Genomic DNA, 26,996 nt, shown 5'->3' with positions numbered 1-26,996 from the left:
TCATTCCCCAAAATAGGCCGCAGTCACCTGCGAAAGTTCGATGGCCTGGCTGGCGCCCTGCAGCGTCACCTGGCCCTTGAGCAGGCAGGTGACCTGGTCGGAGACCGCGCGGGCGCGTGCCACGTCCTGCTCCACCAGCACGATGGACAGGTCGGCGCCGCGGATGCGCTCGAAGGTGCGGTAGATCTCTTCCACCACCAGCGGGGCCAGGCCCAGCGAGAGCTCGTCGCAGATCAGCAGGCGCGGGTTGCCCAGCAGCGCGCGACCGATCGCCACCATCTGCTGCTGCCCGCCCGAGAGCTGCATGGCGTTGCGCTGGCGCAGGTCTTTGAGCGCCGGGAACACGTCGTATACGGCGTCCAGCGTCCAGGCACCACGCCGGCGGGTGAGCGTGCCCATCTGCAGGTTCTCCTGCACCGTGAGCGAGGGAAACAGCATGCGGCCCTCGGGCACCATGGCGATGCCGCGGCGCGCCAGGGCTTCGGCGGGCAGGCCGGTCACGTCGCCGCCGTCGAAACGGATGCGGCCCGCGCGGGGCGCGAGCAGGCCCGTGACCGCGCGCAGCAGCGTGGTCTTGCCGGCACCGTTGGCGCCGATGAGTGCCAGCACCTCGCCGGCCGCCAGCGACAGGCTCACGCCGGAGATGGCCTGGAAGTCGCCGTAGAACACGTCGACATGGTCGACTTCAAGCAGCGGCATTGGCGGGCACCCCCATGTAGATCTCGCGCACGATGGCGCTGTCCATGACCTCCGCGGGCGTGTCCTCCAGCAGCTTGCGGCCGAAGTGCAGCACCATGATGCGGTCGGCCACGGCGCGCAGCGCGTGCGCGATGTGCTCGATCCAGATCACCGCGTAGCGCCGCTTGAGCTCGTCCACCAGGTCCACGATCTGGTGCACCTCGCGCTCGGTCAGGCCGCCGGCCACTTCGTCCAGCAGCAGCAGGCGCGGCCGCGCAGCCACGGCCTTGGCCATCTCCAGACGCTTGCGGTCCAGCAGCGGCAGTGCGCCGGCCAGCTTGTCGGCGGCCCGGGACAGCCCGCAGCGCTCCAGCGCCTCCTGCGCGGCGCTGGCTGCGGCCTCGCCGCGCAGACCGGCCGCAAAGCTGGCCGCGGCCAGCGCGTTCTGGAACACGCTGAGGTGGCCGAAGGGCTGCGGCACCTGGAAGGCGCGCGCCACACCGAGGCGGGCGCGCCGGTGGGCGGGCAGGCCCGAGAGGGGCTTGCCGTCCAGCGCGATGTGGCCCGCGTCGGCCGCCACGGTGCCGGTGAGCAGGTGGAACAGCGAACTCTTGCCGGCCCCGTTGGGACCGATCACACCCAGGCACTGGCCGACCGGCAGATCGATGTCGATGCGGTCGGCCACCACCACCTGGCCGTAGGCCTTGCACAGGCCCCTGACTTCCAGACTCATGGGGTGTGCCTCAGCGGATCTGCGAGAGCAGTTCGAGCTTGCCGCCCAGCGGGATGGCCGGCGCCAGCGCGTTGTTCACCACCACCAGTTCGTAGGGGTGTTTCGACCCTGCGGCCGTGCGCTTCCATTGGCCACCGGCCAGCGCGGTCTTGGCCACGCTCTTGATCGGGCTGTTCTTGAAGTCGACCTTGCCGACCACCGTGTCCAGCGTCATGTTCTGGATCGCGTCGCGCACGGCCTTGCGGTCGAAGGGATCGCCCGCGGTCCTGAGCGCGTGCAGGCCCACCTCCCACATGGCGTGCACATAGCCCAGCGGCTGCGTCCACTGCTGGCCGGTGGACTTCTCCCACTCGGCGGCCAGATCGGCGGCGCTCTGCTGGGTCAGCGACGAGCGGTAGGGGAAGGCGGGCGTCCACCACACCTCGGTGGACATGCCGTTGCCCGCCGCGCCCAGGGCCTTGAGCGCGCTGGGGAAGAGGAAGGCCGCCGCCACGGTGCAGACCTCGGGCTTGTAGCCCTGCTGCTGCGCCTGCTTCCAGAAGGTGGCGAAGTGGCTTTCGTACATGAAGCCGGAGACGATGTCGGCGTTGGCCTTCTTGAAGCTCGCGATGGGGTTGCTGAAATCGTCGGTGGCGACCTTGAAGAAGCCGCCGGTGGACTCTGTGTAGCCGGCCTTGCGCAGCGCGGGCGGCATGCCCGCCAGCGGGTCGGCGAAGGCGGCGCCGGGCGGGTTGTCGATGTAGAGCGTGCCGACCGACTTGCTGGTCTTCACGCTGTCCCAGAGCGCCGTGAAGGTTTTCACCACATCGTCCGCACCCCAGAAGAAGTGGAACGAGAAGGGGAAGCCCTTGCTGATCTTGCCGTTGCGGGCGAACAGGAAGGCCTGCCAGGGCGACATGGTGCTGATCATCGGCACGCCGTGCACGTCGCACAGCTGGCCGGCGGGCGTGGAAGCGTCGCCGTCTTCCACCAGCATCAGGTCGACCTTCTCGCGCAGCACCAGCTCGCTGGCCACCTGCACCGAGCGGTTGGGGTCGGACTGGTTGTCGCGCAGCACGATCTCCACCGGCACGCGCTGGCCGCCCACCTCCAGGCCGTTCTTGAGCAGCTCGCGCATCTTGGCCAAGTGCCACTGGTCGGCCACACCGAAGGGCGCGCGCGGCCCGGACAGGGCGGTGATGTAGCCGATGCGCAGCGTTTTCTGCTGGGCGATGGCGAAGCCGGGAAGGGTGCTGGCGGCGGTGAGTGCGACCGAGCTCTTGAGGAAGTCGCGGCGCGGGGCGGGGTGGTGGTTCATGGGGCTTGCTCCGGGGAAAAGAAAACAGAAACGGGGAACGGTCAGGCCGGTGCGGCCACGGCGCGGGCGCCGGTGAACTTGTGCAGCGTGCGTTCGATCACCTGCGGCTCCATGCCCTGGGTGATGAACACCAGTCGCGAACGTCGGTCGGCGTCGGGCCAGGCGGGCAGGGTCACCGGGGGGTGCACCAGGTGCTGCGCGGCGTGCACCACGAGCGGCTGTTCAGGGCGTTCGGCGATGTGGATCAGGCCCTTGAAGCGCAGCAGGCGCTCGCCGCGCAGGGCGGTGAGCAGGCTCAGCCAGTGGCGGAAGGCTTCGTCTTCGAAGGGCTCGTCCACCGTCAGGCACAGCGTCTGGATGTCGCTGGCATGGGCACGCTGGGCCCGCTGAAACAGCGAGCCGGAGCGCCCGGTGGAGGCACGGAGCAGCCAGCCGGCTGCACCCGGCGCGGCGCTGCCCGGCTGTGGTGGGGCATGGAAGGGGTTGTCGAGGTGCTCCAGGTAGAGCAGGTGCTCGGAGCGCAGCGCACCGTGGTCCACGCGGTGTTGCGGTGCGCTGGGGTTGAGGCGCGCCAGCCGTTGTTCCAGCTGTTCGCGCGCGGTTGGCTGCACGAGGTCGCACTTGCTCAGCAGCAGCGCGTCGGCCACGGCCACCTGGCGGCGGGCTTCCTCGTGCTGGTCGAGGGTGGCGAAGCCGTTGAAGGCGTCGACCACGGTCACCACCCCCGCGAGGCGGAAGTCGCGCAGCAGCGAGGCGTGCGTCGTGAGCGTGTGCATCACCGGCAGCGGGTCGGCCAGCCCGGTGGTCTCCACCACCACCCGATCAAAGTGCAGTTCGTGGCGACGCCGGCGCGCCAGCAGGTCCGTCAGCGTCTGCGTCAGGTCCTCGCGCACCGAGCAGCACAGGCAACCACTCCTGAGCAGGCGCACATGGGGTGCGACGTGCTGCACCAGCAGGTGGTCCAGCCCGGTCTCTCCCAGCTCGTTGATGACCACGGCCGTACCCCGCCACTCGGGGCGCTGCATCAGCTGCTGCAGCAGCGTGGTCTTGCCGCTGCCGAGGAAGCCGGTGAGCACGGTCACCGGGACGCGTGGGTGGGTGGTCATGTGCCGGCCTCGTGGACGCAGCGGCCTTCGAACCAGGTCTGCAGCACCTTCGTCTGGCCCAGTTGGTTGGGGTCGATGTCGAAGACCCGCCGGTCCAGCACCGCGAGGTCGGCGGACTTGCCCCGCGCCAGGGACCCAGCGCGGTCCCCCAGGCCGGTGGCCTGGGCGGCGTTGACGGTGTAGGCGCGCAGGGCGTCCTGCACGCCGATGGCCTGTTCGGGTGCGAGCGCACCGTCCAGCCGGCCCGAGGGGTCGCGCCGAGTGACCATGCCCTGCATGGCGGGCCAGGGGTTGGGGTCGGGCACCACGGGCCAGTCCGAACCGCCGGCGATGAGCGCGCCGGCCTCGACCAGCGAGCGGATGGGCGCCATGCGGTCGACGATGGGCTTGGCCACGGTGCTGCGGATGGCGTCGATGATCACGCTCGGGAACCACAGCGGCGGCGAGAGGTCGGCCACCACGTCCAGCGCGGCAAAGCGCGGGATCTCGGCCGGGTCGATGAAGGTCGCGTGCGCGATGTGGTGCTGCAGCCCGGGACCGTTGAAGCTGCGCAGCACGTCGATGGCGTCCAGAGCCGCGCGCGTGGAGGCGTCGCCTGTGCAGTGGATCTTGACCCGGATGTTTTTCTGCTCGCAGTCGGACAGCACCCGGGCCAGCTGCGGCACGGTCAGGGTGGTGCCGCCGCGGAAGCAGCAGCCGTGCACCGCGTCGGGCAGGTAGGGCTCCAGCATGGCGGCGGTGCGCGAAGTGGGCACACCGTCGAGAAAGATCTTGCCGGCGTCGGGCAGGAAGTGCCGGGTGCGGAACTGGTCGCGCAGGGCCTGCAGCTCGTCCGGCATCTCGCCGGGTGCCAGCGGCGCTTCGGTCATGGGCAGCGAACCCATCACCCAGGCGCTCAGGCGGCCCTCGTCGTCCAGGGTTTTGAGCGCGCGCATCACGGCGCGTGTGGTCAGCGCCTCCTGCATGCCGGTGACGCCCACGGCGTTGAGCCGCTTCACCGCGTGCGCCGCGGCCTCCACATCCAGTTGCGGTACCGCATCCAGAGCACGCGCCACCGCCATCTCCACCAGGCTGCAGGCGGCCTCCAGCAGCAGGCCGGTGGCCTCTCCGGTGGCCGGGTCGCGCACGATGCGGCCGTTGACGGGGTCGGGTGTGTCCTCGCCGATGCCCGCGGCGGCCAGGGCGGCGCTGCTCACGAAGCGGTTGTGGTGCGAGTCGTCGCGCAGCATCACCGGGCGGCCGCCCGCGGCCTCGTCCAGGCGCCGCCGGGCGTTGCAGTCGATCTCGCCGATCAGCGCCGAGCCCCAGATGCCGCCCACGATCCATTCGCCCGGCGCCTTGCCCGCGGCCGCGGCGCGCACCGCGTCCAGCACCTGGTCGAGGCTGAAGACGGGCGGCACGAACACCTCGTACAGCTCGGCGCGGCCGGCCCACACGAAGTGGTTGTGCACGTCGATCAGGCCGGGCGTCACCATCTCGCCGGGCAGGTGCACGACGTCGGCTTGCGGCAGCGCCTGGCGGGCGTCGTCGAGCGACCCCACCGCGAGGATTCGGCCGTCGCGCACCGCGATGGCCTGGGCCCACGGCCGCTCGGGGTCCATGGTGCAGATCAGGGGGTGGTGCAGGATGGTTTCTGGCATGGCGATTGCTGTGAAGTTCGGGTGAATGAAAAGTGGCGCATGGGCAGGGAATCCACCCTTGCGGTGCGCCGGTTGCTCGCTAATCTCTGCCCACCATGTCGAACGCCCCCGCCGCCTTCCTGAGAAAACCGGACGAACTGATGCTGGACCTGTACGCGGGTGCCGCGCAGCCGGCGCGATGGGTGCAGTCGATGGACCGGCTGTGCAGCCTCACCGGCGCGCAGTCGGCCGTGGTGCAGGCCTTCCGTTTCGAGGGAGGCCAGGCGCAGGTGCTGTGGTCCGCACAGGACTCGCGCACCCGGGCGGTCACCTCGGTGCAGTCGCCCGAACTCAACACCGGCGACAACCCGCGCCTGGACCAGCGCCGCGTGCTGCGCGGGCTGGACCGCGTGGCCAGCGACGAACTGCTGTTCGACCCCGACGACGAGGCCCGCCCACGGTTGCAGCAGCGGCTGGCCATGCTGGGTCTGGGCCGTTTCATCGGCACCCTGCAGGACGTGGGCCGCGGCGTGTACCTGGGCCTGGCCCTGCACCGTCCCGTGCACGACACCAGCGACTTCTCGGTCGAGCACGTCAACCGGCTGGCCGACCTGGCGCCGCACATCGGGCAGGCCTTCCTGTTGACCGACCAGATGCAGTCGACCATGGAGCGCGACGAGCGTCTGCGTGGCCTGATGGACAGCCTGTGCTTTGGCATCGTGCTGTGCGGCGAAGATGGCCGCGTGCAATGGGTGAACCGGCAGGCCTCGGCCTTGCTGGCGCCTTGCGCGGCCCTGCGCCTGCAGGGCGAGCACCTGTACGGCCGCTCGGCCCAAGATACACAGGCGCTGCTCGCCGCGCTGTCGGCGGCCCGGCGCGCGGGGCCGCAGCGGGTGGGCTACCTGCGGCTGGGCGAGGGGGCGCAGGCCCTGCACGTGGCCATACGGCCCGGCGACGACCCCGGTTCGCTGATGCTGGTGCTGTCCTCGGCTTCGGTGGCGCTGGAGCTGCCCGCCGGTGCGCTGGAGAACCTGTTCGGGCTCACCCCCACCGAGGCGCGCCTGCTGGGCGCCATCGCCACCGGCAGCACCGTCGAGGAATATGCGCAGCTGCGCGGGGTGTCGGTGGGCACGGCACGGGTGCAGCTCAAGCAGATCCAGGCCAAGACCGGTCAGCACCGGCAGTCCGACCTGGTACGCCTCGTGCTCTCGTCCGCAGCGGCCCATCTGGCGGTCCCTCGTTCGGCCTGATTTCAGAACGACCAGGCAGCGCGCACCGCGAACTGGGTACCCTGGCTGCGGTTGCGCGCGCCGAACTCCTTGTAGGCGTGGGCCCAGAACACCGGCCAGTCGGAGCCGAGGTCGAAGAAGCTGATGGCCGGGCCCAGCGCCATCACGCGTGAGCGGTTGCCGTCCTGAAACTTCGATCCGTTGACCTTGTCGTCGCTCAGCTGCTGGTTCAGGTAGCCACCGATGCCGATGGTCCATGGCCCCACATGCTGGCCGATGGCGAACTCGTGCTGGTACTCGATGCCGGACTGGTACTGCGTGTCCTTGTTCTTGCCGTGCACGTTCAGCTGAATGTTGGACGACACCTCCAGCCCGGTGGGGCCGATCCAGGTGAAGGACACGGCGGGCGAAGCGGTCCAGTGGTTGGAGCTGGAGTTGATCAGGCGGTCGGCCTTGTAGGAACCGGTGGGCAGCTGCAGCTCGAGCCGGCCGTTGACGAACAGGCCGGGCGAGGGCGTCCACTTCACCACCACCGGGGCGACCGTGATGTCGCCCACGGCCGAGTTGGTGCCCTTCAGGGGCATGGGGCCGACTGGCGTGGGAATCGTGAGCCGGTTGCTCATGTCCAGGTAGGGGACCACGGCGGTGAAGCCGTAGGTGCCGCCCAGCAGCGGCACGTCGGTGGTCTTGACAATGGCCAGCGACGCGCTGTGGACCTTGAGCTTGATGCCGACCGGCGAGCGGTCGCCCCGTTTGTCGCGCAGCTGGCTGGCGCTGTAGCTGGCGGCGCGCACACCCACGGTGGCACCGACCGAGGATGGGGGCAGGGTGCCCGCGCCGAACTCAAAGATGCCGATGGGCGTGATGGGGGCGCCGTTCTCGACGCTGTGGGCGGCAGAGGCCGCGCACGCGAGTGCGACGGCCATCAGGGGACGGGTGCCGTGGAAGGCGGGTTTGCGGTGCATGGGCTGGCCTCTTGGTGGTCTGTGTGGGGCGGACTGGAATCCGCAGACCAGAGGTTAGGCAGCGCAGGGGCACCGGGCACCTACCAAACGGTATAGGGGGCGACTGGGGTTTGTCTGGGGTCGACTGAACTCCGGTGAAAGCTGTCTTGCCGACTTGCGTTGTGTTCTGTTCAGGAAATCCTGAACAACGCCACCGAATCGGCAAGAGCCCTCGCCTGTTCGCTCATGGAAGCCGCTGCTGCAGCGGACTGTTCGACGAGCGCCGCATTCTGCTGGGTGGTGTGATCGAGCTGTGTCACCGCCGTGCTCACGCCGGAGATGCTGTTGCGCTGATCCGCGGCCGACGCACTGATCTCCCCGATCAGGGTGCTGACGTGCTGGACCGACTCCACCAGCTCGAGCATGGTTTTGCCCGCTTCTTCGACCTGAACGTTCCCTGCGCGCACCTTGTCGGCGGAATCGGCGATCAGCTGCTTGATCTCCTTCGCCGCAGTGGCAGAGCGCTGCGCCAGTGCGCGGACCTCGCCAGCGACCACGGCAAAGCCACGCCCCTGTTCTCCGGCGCGCGCCGCCTCGACGGCCGCGTTCAGGGCCAGGATGTTGGTCTGGAACGAGATGCCGTCAATGACGCCGATGATCTCCTCGATCTTGCGCGAGGACTGCTCGATCTGCCCCATGGTGGTGACCACCAGGCCCATGGCTTCTCCCCCGCGCTGGGCCACCCGGCTGGCGGTGTTTGCAGTGGCATTGGCCTGCACCGCGTTGTCAGCAGACAGCCGAACATTGTCGGCCAGCATCTCCATGGTGGCGGCGGTCTGCTGCAGCTGGCTCGCCTGGTTCTCAGTTCTATGGGACAGGTCCTGATTGCCCTGGGCTATCTCGTGGGCGGCGTTTGTCATGTGATCGGTCCCGTGGCGAACCTTGGTGACCACGCTGCGCAGGCCCTCGGCCATGCGGTTGAGCTCCAGGCCGAGCTGGCCGAACTCGTCTCGATCATTTGCCTCAACCTTGAGTGTGAGATCGCCGGATGCCACGGTTTTTGCCGCACGGACCGCGCTGTCCAGCGATTTCTGGATGTAGCGCACCACGGCCACCACGAAGAAGCCGATGACCGCGAGGATCAGGGCCATCACGACACTGGTGGTCCAGAACTGGGAGTGGATCTGCGCCTGGGCGTCGCGAATGGATTGTTCCAGCCTGGCCTCGCGCAGGGCTGCGAACCGGTTGATGGCTTCGTCGTATCGCTTGACCGCCGGCAGCCATTCCTTGTCGAACACCTCGATGGCGGCCTGCCGGTCACCGGCCTGCCGGCTGTCGAACATCTTCTTGTGTGCGGCCATGATCACCGGGTCGATATCGTCGATGGCCTTGAGCGCCGATACCTCCTCGGAAGAGCTGGCCCAGGACTTGATCGCCGCGTACTGCTTGTCGATCGTGGCGATCAGGGGATCGATCTCGGGTCCGAACATTGCGTCGATGGCCGGATCTTCGCTGCGCGATAGCGCCATCATCCGGACGCTGGTGACGGCCGACATCATGCGCCAGTCGTTCACCTCCTGGGTGTGCTGGTGTTCCACCTCCAGGAGCCGGTTGAGCGTGGCTTCGCTGCGCATCTGCAGCAGGTAGGCGGTGAGGAGCGAGGCCAGGGCCATGACCGCCATGCCAATGAACGACGCATAGAGGCGGGACGAAACGGTGAGACGTCGGAAAACTGTCATGCAGGTGCTCCTGGGCCGGTCGGCGTTGGGGTGGGTATGTCTCAAGACATCGACTTGACTTGGATCAACTTGAGGCGTGCTGCCTCAGAAGAACGTCACGAGGGCGCCCTGGCGACAGAACGTGCCTCTGCCTGCGCACCGGATACGAGGACGCGATGGCTGTGAGGGCAGCGGCCCCGCGTGCAGAGATGGGTCCGGGCTACCCTGTCGCGGGCCTGGTCGCGGGGGCTGGCGCGGCCGGTTCTGTGCGCGGTGCGTCTTCAGCCGAACTTGAACAGGATGCCGTGGCCACCGCGCGGGTATTCCCAGGCGACGTTGGCGTGTTCGGTGCAGATCACGCGGCAGCTGCCGCACTCCAGGCAGCCGTCGGTGATCAGGGTCACCGTCCGGTTGCCCTCGGCCTTGTAGCAGGCGGCCGGGCAGATGTAGGTGCAGGCCTGCGACTGGCATTCGTTGGCGCAGATGTCGGGCTGCTTGATCTGGATGTGGGGCCGACCGTGGTCGACCTTGTAGCGGTTCTGGAAGAGCTTCTCTTCCACGTTGACAACGGTGCTCATCGCGAAGCCCTCCAGATCTTGAATGCGTCGCCGACCAGACCGGTCAGGCTGCGCTTGCTGCGGAAACTGCCCAGGATTTCCTTTTCCTTGGAATGCTTGTCCACGCCGTCCACGGTGAAGAAGGTCTTGGCGGCCCGGTTGACCAGCTCGGGGTAGGCCGTGAAGAACTGCGGGCTGCTGTGCAGCACCTCGGGCAGCTTGCGGTACTTCTTCAGGTCCTTCATGACAAAGGACTCGTCCATCTTGTCCTTGTAGAGCTTCAGGTTGGCGGCGCTGGGCTCCTTGCCGGCGGCCTTCATGGCGATGACGGTCTCGCCGGCCAGCCGGCCGCTGGTCATGGCCAGGTTGGAGCCTTCGCGGTGCACCGCGTTGACGAAGCCGCCCGAGTCGCCCACGATCAGCCAGCCCGCACCGTAGATGCGGGGCACGGCGTTGAAGCCGCCTTCGGGGATCAGGTGCGCGCAGTACTCCTTCATCTCACCGCCTTCGATCATGGGCGCGATGCTGGGGTGCTTCTTGAGCTTCTCCAGCAGCTCGTAGGGCTTGGTGCGCAGCGGGTTGGCCTTGAAGTCGCTGAGCATGCAGCCCACGCCGATGGTGAGCGATTCCTTGTTGGTGTAGAGGAAGCCGGTGCCCACCATGCCTTCGGTCACCTTGCCCATCAGCTCAATGACCACGCCCTCGTCTTCCTTGATGTTGAAGCGCTGCTGGATCACGTCTTCCGGCAGGAACAGGATCTCCTTGACCGCCAGGGCCACGTTGCCCGCGTCCAGCTCGCCGTGGAAGCCGGCCTTGCGCGCCAGCGTGCTGTTGACGCCGTCGGCCAGCACCACCACGTCGGCGTACACCTCGCCACCCAGGCGGTCGCAGCGCACGCCGATGACCTGCTCGCCGTCGAGCAGCAGCTCTTCGACGGTGGTTTCGCAGATCAGCAGGGCCCCGGCCTCACGCACCTTGGAGCTGAACCACTTGTCGAACTGCGCCCGAATGATGGTGTAGCGGTTGTAGGGCGGCTTGTTGTAGTCGTCGCTGCGGTAGTGGGTGCCGACGAAGCTCTCGTCGTCCATCATCCACATGCGCTGCTCGATGATGTGGCGCTCCAGCGGCGCGTCCTCGCGGAAGTCCGGGATGATCTGTTCCAGCGCGTTGCTGTAGAGGATGGCGCCCTGCACGTTCTTGCTGCCTGGGTATTCACCGCGCTCGATCTGCAGAACCTTCAGGCCCGCCTTGGCCATGGTGTAGGCCGCAGCGTTGCCCGATGGGCCTGCCCCGACCACGATGGCGTCGAACTTTTCACTGGACATCTTGGATCTCCTTGGGGTCGGGGTTACGCAACCTTGCGGATGCGCTTGTCGAGGTGGGAACGGAAGGCCGCGGTCAGCACCGGCAGCACCTGCATCGCGTTGCCGACGATGCCGTGGTGGGCGAAGTCGAAGATGGGCGCGTTCGGGTCGGTGTTGATGGCCACGATCACGTCCGACGCTTCCATGCCCACGCGGTGTTGGATGGCGCCGCTCACGCCGGCGGCGATGTAGAGCTTGGGGCGCACGGTCTTGCCGGTCTGGCCGACCTGGCGTTCGGCTTCGAGCCAGCCGGCCTGGGTCACGGCGCGGGTGGCACCCACCTCGGCGCCCAGCACGCGGGCCAGGTCCCACACCAGCTTGCAGTTGTCGGCGTTCTTCAGGCCCTTGCCCGCGGTGACGATGATGTCGGCGTAGGCCAGGTTGATGTTGTTGCTGGTGGCGTCGGGAATGAAGGCCAGCAGCTTGGTGACGATGTCGGTCTCCACCATGCCGAGGTCCATCGTGATGATGTCGCCGCTGCGGCTTTCGTCGCGCGCCGGCATGGCCGCGGTCCGCGGGCGCATGGTGGCCATCTGCGGCCGGTAGGCCAGGGTCATGATGGTGCACAGCAGGCTGCCGCCGAAGGTGGGGCGGGTGGCGGCCAGCGCGCGGCCGTCGATGTTCAACTCGGTGCAGTCGGCCGTCAGGCCGGTGCCCAGGGTGGTGGCCACCGAGCCCGCGAGGTCGCGGCCCATGGTGGTGGCGCCCAGCAGCAGGATCTCGGGCTGGTACTTGTTGACCAGATCGGTCAGGCCCTTGGTGAAGGGCTCGTTGCGGTAGCCCTGCAGCACCGGGTCGCGCATGATGTAGCAGTGGTCGGCGCCGTAGACGTAGGCCTCCTTGGCGTAGTCCTCCAGCTTGTCGGCCGGGCCGCCCAGCAGCACGCCCGACACATCCACGCCCAGCTTGTCGGCCAGCTTGCGGGCCTCGCCCATCAGTTCCCAGCTCACGCTGTGCACCTGTCCGCGGTCGTGTTCGATGAACACCCACACGCCCTTGTAGACCTTCAGGTGCTCGGGCAGTTCGGTGCTGCGGCCACTGCGGCCAGCGGTCTTGGCGGCGCCGGCGGCGGCAGCGGCGGCCATCTGGGGCTTGTCGGGTTCGGCCATGGTCTTCTCCTTCTGGTGCGTGCGGGGCTCAGGCGCTGAGACGGTCGACCGTCTCCTGCTCCAGCGTCGGGTGGGTGGTGAAAATCTTCTGCAGCAGGTTCAGGCAGACGTCGTTGACATTGGCGCCGTCGCCGACCTCTTGCATCTCGGCGCGCACGCTTCGGGCCTTGGGTGCGAACACCTTGCTGACGATGGTGGGGCTGCCCTTGAGGCCGATCTTGGTGATGTCCTCGATGCCGGCGTCGTCCTTGCTCCACTTGCGCACCTGGCAGCGGCCGGCGCGCAGCATGTCGTCCATGGTGGCGAAGCGCATCTCGTTGGTGCCTTCGAGCATGGTGATCAGGCTGGGCAGCGTGGTCTGCAGGCGCTGCACGCCGCCTTCGGCGCGGCGCTCCACGGTCAGCGTCTTGCCGTCCAGGTCCACCTCGTTGATCTTGCTCACGTAGGTCAGCAGGTTCCAGCCCAGGCGCTTGGCGATGCCGGGGCCGACCTGGGCGGTGTCGCCGTCGATGGTCTGCTTGCCGGTGAAGACCAGGTCCACCGCCTGCTCCGCGTGGATCTTGCGGATGGCCGCGGTCAGCGCATAGCTGGTGGCCAGGGTGTCGGCACCGGCGAAGGCGCGGTCGGTCACCAGGATGGCATCGGTGGCGCCGAAGCTGATGCACTTGCGCAGCGCGTCCTCGGCCTGCGGCGGGCCCATGCACAGCATGGTCACGCGGCCGCCGAATTTGTCTTTCAGGCGCAGGGCTTCTTCCAGCGCGAACAGGTCATAGGGGTTGACGATGGCCGGCACGCCCTGGCGCATGATGGTGTTGGTCACCGGGTGGACGCGGATCTGCGCCGAGTCCGGGACCTGCTTGATGCAGACGACGATGTGCATGGTGAATTCCTTTCAGGCCACGGCGCGTTGCGGCAGGGACGCCTTGAGGTTGTCGATGGAGACGTGCTGCCGGCCACCCACGTCCTGGAACACCTTGAAGACCTTCTCCTGTGCGGGTGTGGACTTCACGAAGTCGCCATAGGCCTGGATGAGCAGTTGGCGGTAGGCGGTGAACAGCGCGACCTCGTTGTCCTGCGGCAGGTCGGCCGACTGCTGGCGCAGGTACTGGAAGAAGCGCTTGAGGATGTGCAGACGGCTCACGTTGACCACGGCCTGGTCGAACGGGATGCCGAAGAACTGCAGGAAATCCTCGGCCGAGGACAGGGCCTTGAGGCGGGTCAGTAGGTCTTCCATGGTGGTCACTCCTGGTGAACGGGAACGCCGGACTTGAGGTCGAACGAAGGCAGGGCGCAGGGGTCGTCGCACTGGCCGCAGGCCGCGTCGGCGCTGGCCAGTCCAGCGCCTGCGGCCTGGGTGCGTTCGAGCTGTGCGAGCCGGTCGAGCACGCAGGCGATGGCCTTGCCGACCGGGTCGGGAATCAGGTGGTGGTCGAGGTCGAAGCCGTGGGTGGTGCGGCGGCGCGGCGCCACCACGCGGCCCGGAATGCCGACCACCGTGGCGCCCGAGGGCACCGGCTCGATGACCACCGAGTTGGCTGCCACGCGCGCGCCGTCGCCCACCGTGATGGGGCCGAGGATCTTGGCGCCCGCGCCCACCACCACACCGCTGCCCAGGGTGGGGTGGCGCTTGCCGGGGTTCCAGCTGGTGCCGCCCAGCGTGACGCCGTGGTACATGGTCACGTCGTCGCCGATCTCGGCCGTCTCGCCGATCACCACGCCCGCGCCGTGGTCGATGAAGAAACGCTCGCCGATGCGTGCGCCCGGGTGGATGTCCACATTGGTCAGCCAGCGCGCGACGTAGGAGATGAAGCGTGGCCCGTATCGCCAGCCGCGTTGCCACAAGGCATGCGCCAGCCGGTACAGCGCCACCGCCTGCACGCCGGGGTAGATGGTCCAGACTTCGAGCCGGCTGCGGGCCGCCGGGTCGCGCGCCAGCACGCAGGCCACGTCGCTGCGCACCATGGCCCACCAGCCCGGCGCTCGGGTGGGGGTCGCGTGGGCGGTGACAGCAATCATGGTGTCCTCTTCGCGCTTCATGGCAGGGCGGGCGCCGGCGTGGTTTCGGTCAGGAAGCGCTGCAGGTCTTGCGGCGTGGGTTCGCGCTTGCTGGATTCGGCGTGCGCGCGGATGCGGCGCAGCAGGCGGCCGGTCAGGCCGTCGTCGTCCAGCGCCACGCCGATGGCGCCGTAGGCCTGGCGCACCGCCTGCGAACCCGAGTGCTTGCCCAGCACCGTGCGGCGCTGGCGACCCAGTTCGGCCGGGTCGAAGCTCTCGTAGGTGCTGGGGTTCTTGAGCAGACCGTCGATGTGGATGCCCGACTCGTGGGTGAAGACCGCTTCGCCGACGATGCTCTTGTTGAACGCCACCGGGCGGCCCGAGGCCTTGGCCACCAGGTGGGAGATGCCCACCAGCGACTGCGTGGCCACGCCGGTGTCGCCGCCGTGCAGGTGGCGCACGCCCATCACGATCTCTTCCAGCGCCGCATTGCCCGCGCGCTCGCCCAGGCCGTTGACGGTGGTGTTCGCGTGGGTGGCGCCGGCCCGCAGCGCGGCCAGGGTGTTGGCGGTGGCCAGGCCCAGGTCGTTGTGGGCGTGGATCTCGATGCCGATGTCCACCGCATCGCGCAGCCGCGCGATGGCCTCGTAGGTGGAGAACGGGTCGAGTACGCCCAGCGTGTCGGCAAAGCGCACGCGTCGCGCACCACAGGCCGCGGCCCGGCGCGCCACCTCGGCCATGAAGGCCGGGTCGGCGCGGGACGCGTCTTCCATGCCGAAGGACACTTCGCGGCCGCTGTCGGCGGCACGGCCCAGCACGCGCGCCACTTCGCTGATGACCCAGTCGCGCGACTGGCGCAGCTTGTGGTGCAGGTGGATGTCGGACACCGGCATCGACAGGTGGACGATGTGGGCCCGCGTCTGCAGCGCCTTGTCCAGGTCGTGGTCGGTCATGCGGCCCCACACCATCAGGCGCGCGGGCAGGTCCAGGCCGGCAATGGCATCGATGCAGGCCATCTCTTCGGCGCCCATGGCCGGGATGCCGATTTCCATTTCCGGCACACCCGCGTCCGACAGGGCCTGGGCGATGGCGCACTTCTCCGCCACCGTGAAGGCCACGCCCGCCGTCTGCTCGCCGTCGCGCAGGGTGGTGTCGTTGATGACCAGGTGGAGTGCCATGTCGCGGTGTCCTTTCTGAGGATCTCAGTGCATAAGGCGTGCCACCTGTTTTGCGTGGGTTTTGTCTGGGATTTGAAGCCGGTGGTGTGGGCCGTATGGGCCGGGCTTTGGGGGCGGTGTCGGGAATGTGTCGTTTCGGACACCCGACCCGCAGGGATCTATTTTTCCCGCGCGTGGTTGCGGGTGTGCTTGGGCAGCTCGATGACCAGATCGGCGTCCTTGAGCTTCACGCAGCAGGCCAGCCGCGACTGCGCGTCCAGGCCCCAGGCGTTGTCGAGCTGGTCGTTCTCTTCGTCGTCCGGCTCGGCCAACGAAGCGCCACCCTCGCGCACATGCACATGGCAGGTGGCGCAGGCCGCCACCATGTCGCAGGCGTGTTCGATCGCCACGCCCGCCTTGAGCATGCTCTCGCACAGCATGGCGCCGCGCCGGACTTCAAAGTCCTTGCCCTCGGGGCACAGTTCGGGGTGGGGCAGGATGCGGACGACCGGCATCAGAGGCTTTCGAGCGAGCGGCCGGCCAGTGCCTGCTGGATCGAGGCGTTCATGCGCCGCGCGGCGAACTCGCCGGTGGCCGACGACAGCTCCGCGCTGGCGACGCGCAGACCCTGCACGTCCTCTTCGGTCTCCAGCACATCGGCCAGCCGGAACATCACCTGGCGGATCGCCGCGACTTCGTCGTCGTTCAGCAGGTGACCGTCCTGCGCCAGCGCCGCATCGGTCGCGTCCAGCAGGCGGCGCGCGTCGATCTGGGCCTCGCGCAGCGAGCGCAGCGCCATGTCCTTGGCGCCCGATCCGATGGCGTCCTGCAGCATTGAAGAAATCTGTTCGTCGCCCAGGCCGTAGGTCGGCTTGACCTCCACGTGCGCCTCGACGCCCGTGGTCTGTTCGCGTGCCGTCACCGAGAGCAGGCCGTCGGCGTCGATCTGGAAGCTCACGCGGATGCGCGCCGCACCCGCCACCGCCGGCGGAATGCCGCGCAGCACGAAGCGCGCGAGCGAACGGCAGTCGCTCACCGACTCGCGTTCGCCCTGCACCACGTGCAGGCTCATCGCGGTCTGGCCGTCCTTGAAGGTGGTGAAGTCCTGTGCGCGCGCGGTGGGCAGCGTGGAGTTGCGCGGGATGATCTTCTCGACCAGGCCGCCCATGGTCTCCAGCCCCAGCGACAGCGGGCACACGTCCAGCAGCAGCCAGCCGTCACCCGTGCCATTGCCGGCCAGCACATCGGCCTGCATCGCCGCGCCCAGCGCGACCACCTGGTCGGGGTCGATGTCGGCCAGCGGCTCCACACCGAAGCAGTCGCGCACCGCATCGCGTGCCACCGGCATGCGGGTCGAGCCGCCCACCAGCACCACGCCGTCGATCTCGGCGGTGGACAGGCGCGCGTCACGCAGCGCGCGTTTGGTGGCGCGGATGGTCTGGTCGACCAGGCCCTTCGAAAGCTGCGCGAACTGCTCGCGGCTCAGGATGGCCTGCAGCGTCTCGCCCCCGGCCAGCGCGACCTGCAGCGGCGTGGTGTCGTGCGAGGACACCGCTTCCTTGGCCGACCGCGACGCGCTCAACAGTGCGCGCTGGGCCGTGGGCGACAGCGCCTCCACGCCCGCGATGCCGTGCTGCGCGCAGAACCACTCCGCAATCACGCGGTCGAAGTCGTCGCCGCCCAGGGCCGAGTCGCCACCGGTCGCCAGCACCTCGAACACGCCGCGCGAGAGCCTGAGCACCGACACGTCGAAGGTGCCGCCGCCCAGGTCGTAGACCACGAAAGTGCCCTCGGCCGCCTTGTCCAGGCCGTAGGCAATGGCCGCAGCCGTGGGCTCGTTCAGCAGGCGCAGCACATTCAGGCCGGCCAACTTGGCGGCGTCCTTGGTGGCTTGGCGCTGAGCGTCGTCGAAGTAGGCCGGCACGGTGATCACCACGCCCGCCAGCGGCCCGCCCATCGCGTCTTCGGCGCGCAGCCGCAGCGCGGTGAGGATGTCGGCCGAGACCTGCACCGGCGAACGTTCGCCTGCCGCGGTCTGGATGCCGACCATGCCCGCGCCGTCGACAAAGCGGTAGGGCAGGCCCTTGGCCTCGCGCAGGTCGCCCAGCGTGCGGCCCATGAAGCGCTTGACCGACACGATGGTGTTCTGCGGGTCTTCGGCCTGCTGCGCCTGCGCCGCGTGGCCGACCACCGGCTCGCTGTCGGCAAAGTAGCGCACCACCGAGGGCAGCAGCAAGGCGCCCGCCGCGTCGGGCAGGGCCCGGGGCTGCGCGCTCTGCACCGTGGCGATCAGCGAGTTGGTCGTGCCCAGATCAATGCCCGCGGCCAGCCGGTGCTGGTGCGGTGCGGCCGAGCGGCCCGGTTCAGCGATCTGGAGCAGCGCCATGGTGTGTTCAGACCGCGAAGCTCTCGCCGCAGCCGCAGTTGTTCTTCGCGTTCGGGTTGTTGAACTTGAAGCCTTCGTTCAGGCCTTCGCGCACAAAGTCCAGCTCGGTGCCGTCGAGCATGCCCAGGCTGCGCGGGTCCACGATGACCTTCACGCCGTGGTTCTCAAAGCACTGGTCGTCCGCGTTCATCTCGTCGACGAACTCCAGCGCATAGGCAAAGCCCGAACAGCCGCTGGTCTTGACCGCCAGCCGCAGACCCAGGCCCGAACCGCGCTTGACCAGCGACTTCTCCACGTGCCGCGCCGCGGCGGGGGTGAGTGACACGCTCATGGCGACCTCCGTCAGACCGAGAAAGACGAACCGCAGCCGCAGGTGGTCTGCGCGTTGGGGTTGTGGATCACGAAGCGCGAGCCTTCCAGGCCGTCTTCAAAGTCCACCCGCGCGCCGACCAGGTACTGGTAGCTCATGGCGTCGACCACCAGCGAGACGCCCTCGGTCGAGACGATGGTGTCGTCTTCGGCCACCTGGTCGTCAAACACGAAGCCGTAGGAGAAGCCCGAACAACCGCCGCCCGTGACGTACAGGCGCAGCTTCAGGTCGGGGTTGCCTTCCTCCTGGATCAGCTCGGCCACCTTGGCGGCCGCCTGTGGCGTGAAGTCGAGCAGGGCGGGGATGGGCGCCGCTTCGGCGACGACGGCTTCGGACACAGCGGACATGGCATTTCTCCTCTGGAGGGTTTCGGCCTCAATGGCCGCGGGGTTCGCAGGCGTCTTTTTCCACCACAGCCTCGGTGGCGGGCGATCCGTGGCGCGAGCGGTAGTCGGCCACGGCCGCCTTGATGGCGTCCTCGGCCAGGATGGAGCAATGGATCTTCACGGGCGGCAGGGCCAGCTCTTCGGCAATGGCGGAGTTCTTGATCGCCAGGGCCTCGTCCAGCGTGCGGCCGCGCACCCATTCGGTGACCAGCGAGCTCGACGCAATCGCCGAGCCGCAGCCGTAGGTCTTGAACTTCGCGTCCTCGATCACGCCTTGCGCGTTCACGCGGATCTGCAGCTTCATCACGTCGCCGCAGGCGGGCGCGCCCACCATGCCGGTGCCGACGCTGTCGTCGTTCGCATCGAACGCGCCGACGTTGCGCGGGTTCTCGTAGTGGTCCACCACCTTGTCGCTGTAGGCCATGGTCTTCTCCGGTAGTCAGTGGTTGGAAATCAGTGCTCTGCCCATTGAATGGTCGAGAGGTCGATGCCGGCCTGCACCATGTCCCACAGCGGGCTCATGCCGCGCAGCCGTGTCACCACCTCGGTGACCTGCGCGATGGTCAAGTCGATCTCTTCGGCGGTCGTGAAGCGGCCGATGGAAAACCGCACCGAGCTGTGCGCGAGCTCGTCGCTGCGGCCCATGGCGCGCAGCACGTAGCTGGGTTCCAGGCTGGCTGAGGTGCAGGCCGAGCCCGACGACACCGCCACGCCCTTGATGCCCATCAGCAGCGACTCGCCCTCGACGTAGTTGAAGCTGGCATTCAGGTAGCCGCAGGCGCGATGCACCGGGTCGCCGTTGAGCTCCACGCACTCCAGTTGGCTGATGCCTTTCCAGAGCCGTTCGCGCAGCGCGGTGATGCGCGCGTTGTCGCTCGCCATCTGTTCGCGCGCCAGCCAGAACGCCTCGCCCATGCCCACGATCTGGTGCGTGGGCAGCGTGCCCGAGCGCATGCCGCGCTCGTGGCCGCCCCCATGCATTTGCGCCTCGATGCGCACCCGCGGCTTGCGGCGCACGTACAGCGCGCCGATGCCCTTGGGGCCATAGATCTTGTGGGCGGATAGCGAAAGCAGATCAACCGGCAGCACGTCCAGATCGATCACCACCTTGCCAGCCGCCTGCGCCGCGTCCACATGCAGCAGCACGCCCTTCTCGCGGCAGATGGCGCCGATGGCTGCGATGTCCTGGATCACCCCGGTTTCGTTGTTCACGAACATGACCGAGGCCAGCACCGTATCAGGGCGCAGTGATGCCCTGAACTGGTCCAGATCGAGCAGGCCACTGGGCAGCACGGGCAGCACCGTCACCTCGTAGCCTTCGCGCTCCAGCTCGCGCATGCTGTCCAGCACCGCCTTGTGCTCGGTCGCCACCGTCACCAGGTGCTTGCCCTTGGCCTTGTGGAAGTGCGCGGCGCCCTTGATGGCCAGGTTGTTCGACTCGGTGGCGCCGCTGGTCCAGACGATCTCGCGCGGGTCGGCGTTGATCAGCGCGCAGACCTGTTCACGCGCCAGTTCCACCGCCTCTTCGGCCACCCAGCCGTAGGCGTGGGAACGGCTGGCGGGGTTGCCGTACTGCTCGATCAGGTAGGGCCACATCTTGCTGGCCACGCGGCGGTCCACCGGGGTGGTGGCGGCGTAGTCCAGATAGATGGGCAGTGCTGTGCGGGCGGTGGCGTGAGGGGTGCTGTCGTCCGGCATGGCAGGCTCCTGGAAAAGGCGGTTGCGGCCTCTTCTGCAACGTCTGTGCCATGCGCTTTTGTCGCTTCTGCGGCCCTGTGACGACTGTTTTGTGTGGGCTTTGTGCGGCGCCTGTCGCACAAAGCAGGGTGGGCTTGTCGGGTTTGTTGCAAACGCCGGCGCCGGTTGTAACGGTTGCCGCGGTGGCCTGGAATCGGCATGTTTTTTGCACCGCAGCAAGCCCAAGGCAGTCCCCTCGCGGCGGATTCCCGCTGCTGGTGCATCCGGACGGCCCCCAGAGGATGGGAGTCCCATCGTGAACATGCAACCCCACCTGATGCGTCGCGAACTGGACGCGGTCTACGAAGTCAGCAAGACGCTGGCCACCTCGCTGGACGTCCACAAGACCTTTCGCGAGGCGCTCAACTACCTGCTCCACGCCTTCGACTGGCGGCGCACCTTCGTGGTGGTCGCCGACGGTGAGAACCAGCTGCACGGCATGTGCGCCATCGGCCTGACACAGGCCGAGCAGCAGCGCCTGCATTTCGAGTCGGGCGAAGGCATCGTCGGCCGCGTGTTCGCCAGCGGCGTGCCCGCCAGCGTGCCCGACGTGCGCGCCGAGCCGCTGTTTCTCAACCGCACCGGCGGCGCCGACCAGAGCCCGGGCATCCCGGTGGCCATGCTCGCCACTCCCATCCGCGCCGACCACCGAACGCTGGGCGTGCTGGTGATCGACTGCCTCAACCCCGAGGAGCGCCGCGTGTTTGCCGACGACCTGCGCCTGCTGCGCATGGTCGCCACGCTCATGGGTCAGGCCCTGCTGCTCCACCGCAGCGTCACCGCCGCACACGAAACCCTGCAGGACGAAACCCGCCGCATGCACAAGGCCCTGGGCATGGGCAGCGGCCAGCGCAGCAAGATGGAGCAGGTGGTCGGCGTCTCCGGCCCCATGCTCAAGGTGTTCGAACAGATCGAACAGGTCGCACCCTCGCGCACCACCGTGCTGCTGCGCGGCGAAAGCGGCACCGGCAAGGAAGTGATGGCCCGCGCCATCCACAGCCTCTCGCCGCGCGCCAAGGAACCCTTCGTCGGCGTCAACTGCGCCGCGCTGACCGAGAGCCTGCTGGAGAGCGAACTCTTCGGCCACGAAAAAGGCGCTTTCACCGGTGCCCAGGGCCAGCGCAAGGGCCGCTTCGAAATGGCCCATGGCGGCACGCTCTTCCTCGACGAAATCGGCGACATCTCCGCTTCGTTCCAGGCCAAGCTGCTGCGCGTGCTGCAGGAACGCAGCTTCGAGCGCGTGGGCGGCGGCGCGCCGGTGAAGGTGGACGTGCGCCTCATCCTCGCCACCAACCGCAACCTCGAACGCATGGTGCAGGCAGGCGAATTCCGCGCCGACCTCTACTACCGCATCAACGTCGTCAGCATCCAGCTGCCGCCGCTGCGCGAGCGCCGCGAAGACATCCCCGCCATGGCGCAGCACTTCCTGGAGCGCTTCAACCGCGAAAACGCCAAGGCCACCCGGTTCAGCCCCGAGGCCATGCGCGTGCTCACCAGCTGCTACTGGCCGGGCAACGTGCGCGAGCTGGAAAACTGCGTCGAGCGCACCGCCACCATGGCGCACAACGACGTCATCACCGACCTCGCTTTTCCGTGCCGCGACAACCGCTGCCTCACGCAGGTGCTGCACCACATCGAACGCGAAGACGCGGTGCGGCCCAGCCGGCTGGCGGAAATTCCGATCACCGAAATCCCCACCGCGCCGCCGCCCCGGCAGCCGGCGTTCGCCGACGGCCACGGGTTCGGCGATTCCCGCCCGGCCGACCTCAGCGAAGACAGCTCGTTCGGCGCGCCGGCCTCAGCTGCCAGCAGCGCCCCACCGCTGGCCCGCGCCGACGACAAACCCGAAGGCGAACGCGAACGCCTGGTCTGGGCCATGGAACGCTGCGGCTGGGTCCAGGCCAAGGCCGCCCGCCTGCTCAAGATCACGCCCCGGCAGATGGGCTATGCGCTGCAGAAGCACGGGATTGAGGTGAGGAAGTTCTGAGCGGCCCTCATTGCCGGTCCGCGTTCAGCGCACCGGCAATGAAGGCTTCTATTCGCTCCGCAGCTGCGACCGCCTGGGTTTGAAGAAGAAAGTGCGGACCAGGCAGTGAGACGATCTGAGTCTGTGGGCAAAGACGTTGAACCTCTGCGGCGCAACGGGTCGGAACAACCCGGTCCTCATTGGCCTGCAGGTAGAGAACCGGACAACGGACGGTGGCAAGACTGTTGCTCGCGTCGCCTGACAACGCAGCAGCTGCACGGTGGCGCATGACCCCCGGGTCCACACTCGAAATCGCCTCGGCCAGGCTGCGGCGCAGTGACGGCGTCGCAAGCTTTCCCATGAGCGCGAAGCCCAGCGGCCCCAAGACCAGAGCAGGGTTGGGGAGCAGGCGGGCCAACGGCCGGAACGGCGCCAGGGCCGGACGGGGTGTGCGGACGAAAGAGCAGGCGAGGATGAGACCTCGCAATCCCGGAGGGTTTCGACCGGCCAACAGGGTGGCGACCGGACCCGAGAACGACTCTCCGAGCAGCACGTAGTCGGTCGCGGTCGGGAGTTGCTTTTCAACCCGCTCGACCAGCTCGGCATAGCCAAGCCGTTCATTGGGCGGGTAGGTGATCACCACCCGTTGTATTTCCGGCGAAAGCTCTTGTAGCAATGGCGCGAACAACGCCCCGGTGCCGTCCATGCCGGGTAGGAGTACCAGGGTTGTCATGCGGATGGATCGCGCTGTGGCGGATGGGCTACGCGCAGCAGAAGCATGAGATGGAGGTGTTGAAGTCCTGACAACGTTGACGTGCTGTCAGTCGTCAACGTGGAGCGGTCGGACCTCCGTCCCTTCCACTTGGACGGAAAAGCCTGCATCTGGCCACAGCTCGCCCTTGAACGCGTACGCGAGAACGATCTCGCCGGACCGCTGAACCTCGATCCCCTCCAGTTGCAATTGGGCCCACAACTGCTCAGGCGAGGTCGGGTAATCCTCCTCCCAAAGGGGTTCATCCAGATACGGTTGCCACAACGAGAAGAGGGCGCCACTCAATGGCAACGTGAGTGCAGAGTAGCTGGTCAGACAGGCCAGTACCGCCCGCCCGATGCGCTCGTTGGGCGCGTCCCCTACACCGTCAATTCGGAGCCAGATGCTTTGCATGCCGTCCGGCCCAGCGACGCTACCGCTCCAGCCATGCCGGTCCAGCGTCAACAAACCGAGGTTCGGATCGCTCACCTGCCTTCGGCTTGATTGGCCAAAGAGTCTCATGCAGCACCAAACTCCGCCTTGATCGACTCCGAATTCAGCCGCCAGATCAGCCAGGCCGACACCGCCGAAAAGCCCAGCGCCATCGCAATCGACACCGTCCACATCGTCGAGGCCATGCTCTCGAACTGCTCGCGGAACTCCGGCGGCGTGTCGGCCGCGACCGGGATGGACGACAGGAACGATTGTTGGACGTACAGCCCGCCCAGGTTCATCACGATGTTCAGCACCAGCAGTGCAATGACCGCCAGCCGCGCCCATTCCTTGCGTTTGAGCAGACCGATGCCCGAGGCCAACGCCAGCACCGTCAACAGCCAGAACGCCGCGAACATGGCGCGCATGTGTTCCATCATGAAGAGCGCGACCGCGGGAATCTGCTCGGCCTCCGGCCCGGACGGCAGGGTCATCTGGTCCATGGGCATCACGGTGAACACCAGAACGCTTTGCAACGTAGAGATGAGCACACCCAGCGCCGACGGCACGATCATGAGCCAGGCGAGGATGGTCACGAAGGTGGAGCGCTGGGCCGGGGCGGGCAGGGTGGCGGATGACATGGATTCCTCCTCTGGCTGGGTTTGTTGTGGATGGCGCATGGTAGCCAGTGGGCTCGGGCGCTCGGGGAGTTGCGGCGATTGATCGTCCTATTCGCCGCAGAAGATGCGGTGAATCGCGCGGTGTGCCGTGGCTTTGGCCAGGGCTGCATCGCCCGCGTTTGGGTCAAGCGCAGCTGCGAGCGACCGATGGTTGTCCGGTACCAGCAGGGCCTGCCATCCAAACACGCGTCTCGCGGCTAGACTGTTCGGCAGACGGCAACCAAGATCAGTCGGGTTTTGCGTTTTTTGTTATACCCGCCCATGCATCCAGATTGATGCTCTAAACGATTGATTTAAAAAGACTTTCGGAGGTGTTGTGCCACTTTGTTTAACGACTGTCTCCGATGTTATCCGCCGTTTTGCGGGATATATCTAAGTTGGGCATCATGAAGCTAGCTAACATCGTGACCGGCTTGGAAACAGCAGACGACTCGCTCTGCATTGTTGCGAAGCGTCCGTGGACAGGTGATTCGGAGGCGAAACTCGTGCGCTTCACCGAAGACTTCCGTATACCTGAGGAAGTTCGCTCCGCTGGATACGAGTACTTCCTAGAGGTTTCGGTCGCGCGGGATGAAGTGCTCAGTGGGCCAGTTGCTTTGTCCGACGATCAGAAGATTGCGGCAGTCATCTATTACGCCGAGAACGATGCCTTTCCAGAGTGGTTGAATGCACTGGGGAGCCAGAAATGACGCCCAACCCTGCATTCCACCCGACCGGCTACAGCGGGCTTCGCCCGCTTCCGCCGTCGGGTGAATTTGAACGTTATGCCAATCACTGACGACTGGCCGATTCTGAGGGAGGGTGTGTGGCTGTACGCGGGATCGGTCCCTGTTGCGGTTCGCGTTTTATTGAGCCCTGAAACTTGGGGCACAGGCGACTACGAGGACGAAGAGTCAGTTAGCGAAGATCGCCAAGTGAAGTGCTATTTCCTGGTATACGAGATGGTCGGTGCGCCTGGGAATTTTTGCAACTTGATGCCCAATATCATGAGTTTCGGAGACGCAATGGCTATTGCTGAGCACAGGTTTCCTGGCATTCAGTGGGCACCGGAGAAGAAACAATGAGCATTTCTCTTTTCTGCTCGCGATATTGCATAAAAGGCCTTTGCATCCGACCGCCTTCGGCGTCGGCTGAGCGGCGACGTTAGACCTCAGATCCGCCAATGAGAACATCCGACCTTTGTGAACTGATCTTCCGCGAGGTATGCGAGGAAAACTCAGCCTTCTATCGACGGATGATTGAAGAAGAATCGCTGGATGCAATCAAGGATCCACTTTGGCAAAGGATCGTCTCCCTAGCACGGTCTCTTTCGGATCAAGATAAAGAAACGCTCATTGAATTTCCAAGCGAGCATCAATTGATGCAGTTTCGACTGTTTGCGGAGGCATTGATGGAAATACTTCACTCGCAGGTAGTTTTCTGTCATTTTCCCTCATTGATGGAGAGGGGCAGCAGCATGCGGGCGACTTGCAGGAGGAGTTTTTAATCCATGTTCACAATCGTGAGGTCTAACCACTCATAGCAGCCGACCTGCGCCAGCTGCGCTGGCTGGTCGGCTGAATTCAAACGTTAAAGCGATGAGAAATCACACACAACTTGCTTCCTCCGCTCGCTTCGGAATTGCCTCATTTCTCATCTTTGTTACGAGTGTCGCTTTTGGGCAAAGTGAAGAACGTGCGCTGAAGATGGTGCAAGCTCTGCGGCTCGGCGAAAATCTGGCTGGCATGACCTACAGGTTTGCAAAGATCACGACCACCTATAGAGGGGTAGAAGCGACACTTGGGAAACAGAAAGCGGATGAACTTCTTAGGGCGGAAATTGCAGTTGCTGTGCCGAAGCACCAGGGAGAATGGAATCGAAACCTTGCTCAGGCTTGGGCGCCGCTCATGACTTCTGAAGAGTTCGATTCAGTGGTTTCAGAAAAACAGAAGTCACCCTATGCGTCCAAATTTGTGTCATTGCAAGATCGGGCCGGAGCCACCATGAAGGCCAGCTCAGAGCCGCTGCTGAAAACAGTGTTGGCGGAGGTGCTTACAGGCGTCTTCGAAAAGTCAATGCCGAAAAAATGATTCGCACTCATGGACACCCCGCAGCTTTAATAAGTCGTTCCGCTCGGACGCCTGACGGAGCCCGTGAATTTCGATGTTAGCCATTTCCTTGGAATCAGCCATGCGCAGCAATGAAACTCTACGCTTCGACTACAAATTTACCGCCACAAGCGCCGTAACGATGGTTATTGCGGCGTTCGCCGTAACCGCTGGCCTGGGATACATCGCATACACAAACCCCGAGACTCGGCTAACCATGGTTATCTCCAGATTGCTATCGCCGAGTGTTCCTCCGATCATCTTCTGGGCGCTGACGGCTCTGTGCTTCATAGCAGCCCTATTCACTCTTCACGTTGCCTTTCGTGCTTCCAGGAGCATCAGTCATGTTGAGCTTGGGCCAAATGGTGCGCTGGTTCCACTGGCATCCATTTCAATGAAACCAATAACTATTCCATACGGCTCCATCAGGAACATTCAGGTCAAAGACATCCAAGGCCAACAGCTTGCGGTTATTTCATCAACGGTTGGTGAATCGCGCCTTCTAGCAAAGTTCTTCGCTACTCCAAGTGATTTCACCGCGTTTCTACTGGCATTGGAGCGGCGACGTCATGCCTAACGTTTCGTTCCAGGGGCGCTGCGCGACAAAACCGCGTAGCGCCCTTGAACTCAGACTACAAGGGCTTCCCCCCGAAAGTCAAACACCGATCCATTCGTGATGCATCGCGAAGCGATGG

Annotated in this window: 29 protein-coding genes; 6 read left to right on the top strand and 23 right to left on the bottom strand. The window is 66.3% G+C overall.

The window, feature by feature from the left end:
• From ACFOPI_RS24020 to ACFOPI_RS24000, 5 genes are read right to left on the bottom strand one after another with little or no spacing between them, the layout of a single operon-like run.
• Positions 1-699: an ABC transporter ATP-binding protein gene (locus ACFOPI_RS24020; protein WP_382179918.1), complete on the bottom strand. Its 699-nt coding sequence runs from the start codon at positions 697-699 to the stop codon at positions 1-3.
• Positions 686-1,411 (bottom strand): ABC transporter ATP-binding protein, encoded by a 726-nt coding sequence (locus ACFOPI_RS24015; protein WP_382179915.1) that lies wholly within the window; start codon positions 1,409-1,411, stop codon positions 686-688. The genes ACFOPI_RS24020 and ACFOPI_RS24015 overlap by 14 nt, the downstream gene beginning before the upstream one ends.
• 10 nt (positions 1,412-1,421) lie before the next feature.
• Positions 1,422-2,708 (bottom strand): ABC transporter substrate-binding protein, encoded by a 1,287-nt coding sequence (locus tag ACFOPI_RS24010; protein ID WP_382179912.1) that lies wholly within the window; start codon positions 2,706-2,708, stop codon positions 1,422-1,424.
• Between the two features lie 41 nt (positions 2,709-2,749).
• On the bottom strand, positions 2,750-3,814 hold the full coding sequence (locus ACFOPI_RS24005) for a CobW family GTP-binding protein (RefSeq protein WP_382179909.1): 1,065 nt from the start codon (positions 3,812-3,814) through the stop codon (positions 2,750-2,752).
• Complete coding sequence (locus ACFOPI_RS24000; protein ID WP_382179906.1) at positions 3,811-5,454, bottom strand: amidohydrolase; 1,644 nt, start codon at positions 5,452-5,454, stop codon at positions 3,811-3,813. Before ACFOPI_RS24000 ends, ACFOPI_RS24005 begins: the two co-directional genes overlap by 4 nt.
• 95 nt (positions 5,455-5,549) lie before the next feature.
• On the opposite strand from ACFOPI_RS24000, the gene ACFOPI_RS23995 reads away from it, so the two are divergent.
• Positions 5,550-6,683 carry a helix-turn-helix transcriptional regulator gene (locus ACFOPI_RS23995; protein ID WP_382179903.1) on the top strand — a complete coding sequence of 378 codons (1,134 nt, stop codon included), beginning with the start codon at positions 5,550-5,552 and terminating at the stop codon, positions 6,681-6,683.
• A 2-nt stretch (positions 6,684-6,685) separates the two neighbouring features.
• On the opposite strand, the gene ACFOPI_RS23990 is transcribed toward ACFOPI_RS23995, so the two are convergent.
• From ACFOPI_RS23990 to ACFOPI_RS23920, 15 genes are all read right to left on the bottom strand, one after another.
• Positions 6,686-7,627, bottom strand: a complete 942-nt coding sequence (locus ACFOPI_RS23990) for a SphA family protein (protein ID WP_382179900.1) — start codon at positions 7,625-7,627, stop codon at positions 6,686-6,688.
• 170 nt (positions 7,628-7,797) lie between these two features.
• Entirely contained in the window at positions 7,798-9,345 is a 1,548-nt protein-coding gene (locus tag ACFOPI_RS23985) for a methyl-accepting chemotaxis protein (RefSeq protein WP_382179898.1), read from the bottom strand.
• A gap of 260 nt (positions 9,346-9,605) precedes the next feature.
• Positions 9,606-9,902 carry a ferredoxin family protein gene (locus ACFOPI_RS23980; protein ID WP_382179895.1) on the bottom strand — a complete coding sequence of 99 codons (297 nt, stop codon included), beginning with the start codon at positions 9,900-9,902 and terminating at the stop codon, positions 9,606-9,608.
• A complete protein-coding gene (locus ACFOPI_RS23975) occupies positions 9,899-11,206 on the bottom strand; it encodes an FAD-dependent monooxygenase (protein WP_382179893.1) in 1,308 nt (435 codons plus the stop codon). Before ACFOPI_RS23975 ends, ACFOPI_RS23980 begins: the two co-directional genes overlap by 4 nt.
• A gap of 23 nt (positions 11,207-11,229) precedes the next feature.
• The gene (locus ACFOPI_RS23970) at positions 11,230-12,354 is read right to left on the bottom strand and encodes an electron transfer flavoprotein subunit alpha/FixB family protein (protein ID WP_382179890.1); all 1,125 of its coding nucleotides are present in this window, start codon (positions 12,352-12,354) and stop codon (positions 11,230-11,232) included.
• Positions 12,355-12,382: 28 nt separating this feature from the next.
• Positions 12,383-13,234 (bottom strand): electron transfer flavoprotein subunit beta/FixA family protein, encoded by an 852-nt coding sequence (locus ACFOPI_RS23965; RefSeq protein ID WP_382179887.1) that lies wholly within the window; start codon positions 13,232-13,234, stop codon positions 12,383-12,385.
• 12 nt (positions 13,235-13,246) lie between these two features.
• Positions 13,247-13,588 (bottom strand): nitrogenase stabilizing/protective protein NifW, encoded by a 342-nt coding sequence (gene nifW, locus ACFOPI_RS23960; RefSeq protein WP_382179884.1) that lies wholly within the window; start codon positions 13,586-13,588, stop codon positions 13,247-13,249.
• Between the two features lie 5 nt (positions 13,589-13,593).
• The gene (gene cysE / locus ACFOPI_RS23955) at positions 13,594-14,370 is read right to left on the bottom strand and encodes a serine O-acetyltransferase (RefSeq protein ID WP_382179881.1); all 777 of its coding nucleotides are present in this window, start codon (positions 14,368-14,370) and stop codon (positions 13,594-13,596) included.
• A gap of 17 nt (positions 14,371-14,387) precedes the next feature.
• On the bottom strand, positions 14,388-15,527 hold the full coding sequence (nifV, locus tag ACFOPI_RS23950; RefSeq protein ID WP_382179878.1) for a homocitrate synthase: 1,140 nt from the start codon (positions 15,525-15,527) through the stop codon (positions 14,388-14,390).
• A gap of 158 nt (positions 15,528-15,685) precedes the next feature.
• The gene (fdx, locus tag ACFOPI_RS23945) at positions 15,686-16,021 is read right to left on the bottom strand and encodes an ISC system 2Fe-2S type ferredoxin (RefSeq protein WP_382179875.1); all 336 of its coding nucleotides are present in this window, start codon (positions 16,019-16,021) and stop codon (positions 15,686-15,688) included.
• The gene (gene hscA, locus ACFOPI_RS23940; RefSeq protein ID WP_382179872.1) at positions 16,021-17,892 is read right to left on the bottom strand and encodes a Fe-S protein assembly chaperone HscA; all 1,872 of its coding nucleotides are present in this window, start codon (positions 17,890-17,892) and stop codon (positions 16,021-16,023) included. The genes fdx and hscA overlap by 1 nt, the downstream gene beginning before the upstream one ends.
• A 7-nt stretch (positions 17,893-17,899) precedes the next feature.
• A complete protein-coding gene (iscA, locus tag ACFOPI_RS23935; RefSeq protein WP_382179870.1) occupies positions 17,900-18,223 on the bottom strand; it encodes an iron-sulfur cluster assembly protein IscA in 324 nt (107 codons plus the stop codon).
• Between the two features lie 11 nt (positions 18,224-18,234).
• On the bottom strand, positions 18,235-18,609 hold the full coding sequence (erpA, locus tag ACFOPI_RS23930; RefSeq protein WP_382179868.1) for an iron-sulfur cluster insertion protein ErpA: 375 nt from the start codon (positions 18,607-18,609) through the stop codon (positions 18,235-18,237).
• Positions 18,610-18,637: 28 nt separating this feature from the next.
• Entirely contained in the window at positions 18,638-19,072 is a 435-nt protein-coding gene (gene iscU, locus ACFOPI_RS23925; protein WP_382179865.1) for a Fe-S cluster assembly scaffold IscU, read from the bottom strand.
• A gap of 29 nt (positions 19,073-19,101) precedes the next feature.
• Complete coding sequence (locus ACFOPI_RS23920; RefSeq protein ID WP_382179860.1) at positions 19,102-20,346, bottom strand: IscS subfamily cysteine desulfurase; 1,245 nt, start codon at positions 20,344-20,346, stop codon at positions 19,102-19,104.
• A gap of 301 nt (positions 20,347-20,647) precedes the next feature.
• On the opposite strand from ACFOPI_RS23920, the gene nifA reads away from it, so the two are divergent.
• A complete protein-coding gene (gene nifA / locus ACFOPI_RS23915; protein WP_382180015.1) occupies positions 20,648-22,372 on the top strand; it encodes a nif-specific transcriptional activator NifA in 1,725 nt (574 codons plus the stop codon).
• 7 nt (positions 22,373-22,379) lie between these two features.
• On the opposite strand, the gene ACFOPI_RS23910 is transcribed toward nifA, so the two are convergent.
• The 3 genes from ACFOPI_RS23910 to ACFOPI_RS23900 form a co-directional block, all read right to left on the bottom strand.
• Complete coding sequence (locus ACFOPI_RS23910) at positions 22,380-23,084, bottom strand: alpha/beta fold hydrolase (RefSeq protein WP_382179858.1); 705 nt, start codon at positions 23,082-23,084, stop codon at positions 22,380-22,382.
• Positions 23,085-23,171: 87 nt separating this feature from the next.
• On the bottom strand, positions 23,172-23,624 hold the full coding sequence (locus ACFOPI_RS23905; protein WP_382179856.1) for a hypothetical protein: 453 nt from the start codon (positions 23,622-23,624) through the stop codon (positions 23,172-23,174).
• The gene (locus tag ACFOPI_RS23900) at positions 23,621-24,175 is read right to left on the bottom strand and encodes a hypothetical protein (protein WP_382179854.1); all 555 of its coding nucleotides are present in this window, start codon (positions 24,173-24,175) and stop codon (positions 23,621-23,623) included. The genes ACFOPI_RS23905 and ACFOPI_RS23900 overlap by 4 nt, the downstream gene beginning before the upstream one ends.
• Positions 24,176-24,600: 425 nt before the next feature.
• Between ACFOPI_RS23900 and ACFOPI_RS23895 the strand changes: the two genes are divergently transcribed.
• The 4 genes from ACFOPI_RS23895 to ACFOPI_RS23880 all read left to right on the top strand — a co-directional run bounded on the left by ACFOPI_RS23895 (position 24,601) and on the right by ACFOPI_RS23880 (position 26,878).
• Positions 24,601-24,903, top strand: a complete 303-nt coding sequence (locus tag ACFOPI_RS23895; protein WP_382179851.1) for a hypothetical protein — start codon at positions 24,601-24,603, stop codon at positions 24,901-24,903.
• Positions 24,904-25,376: 473 nt separating this feature from the next.
• Positions 25,377-25,700 (top strand): hypothetical protein, encoded by a 324-nt coding sequence (locus ACFOPI_RS23890; RefSeq protein WP_382179848.1) that lies wholly within the window; start codon positions 25,377-25,379, stop codon positions 25,698-25,700.
• 91 nt (positions 25,701-25,791) lie between these two features.
• The gene (locus tag ACFOPI_RS23885) at positions 25,792-26,283 is read left to right on the top strand and encodes a hypothetical protein (protein WP_382179845.1); all 492 of its coding nucleotides are present in this window, start codon (positions 25,792-25,794) and stop codon (positions 26,281-26,283) included.
• 100 nt (positions 26,284-26,383) lie between these two features.
• Positions 26,384-26,878 carry a hypothetical protein gene (locus tag ACFOPI_RS23880; protein ID WP_382179842.1) on the top strand — a complete coding sequence of 165 codons (495 nt, stop codon included), beginning with the start codon at positions 26,384-26,386 and terminating at the stop codon, positions 26,876-26,878.
• Positions 26,879-26,996: the final 118 nt, after the last annotated feature.

The sequence above is a fragment of the Hydrogenophaga luteola genome (genome assembly GCF_042648585.1).
GTDB lineage: Bacteria > Pseudomonadota > Gammaproteobacteria > Burkholderiales > Burkholderiaceae_C > Hydrogenophaga > Hydrogenophaga luteola.
This window is presented reverse-complemented; position numbering and strand designations above follow the sequence as displayed.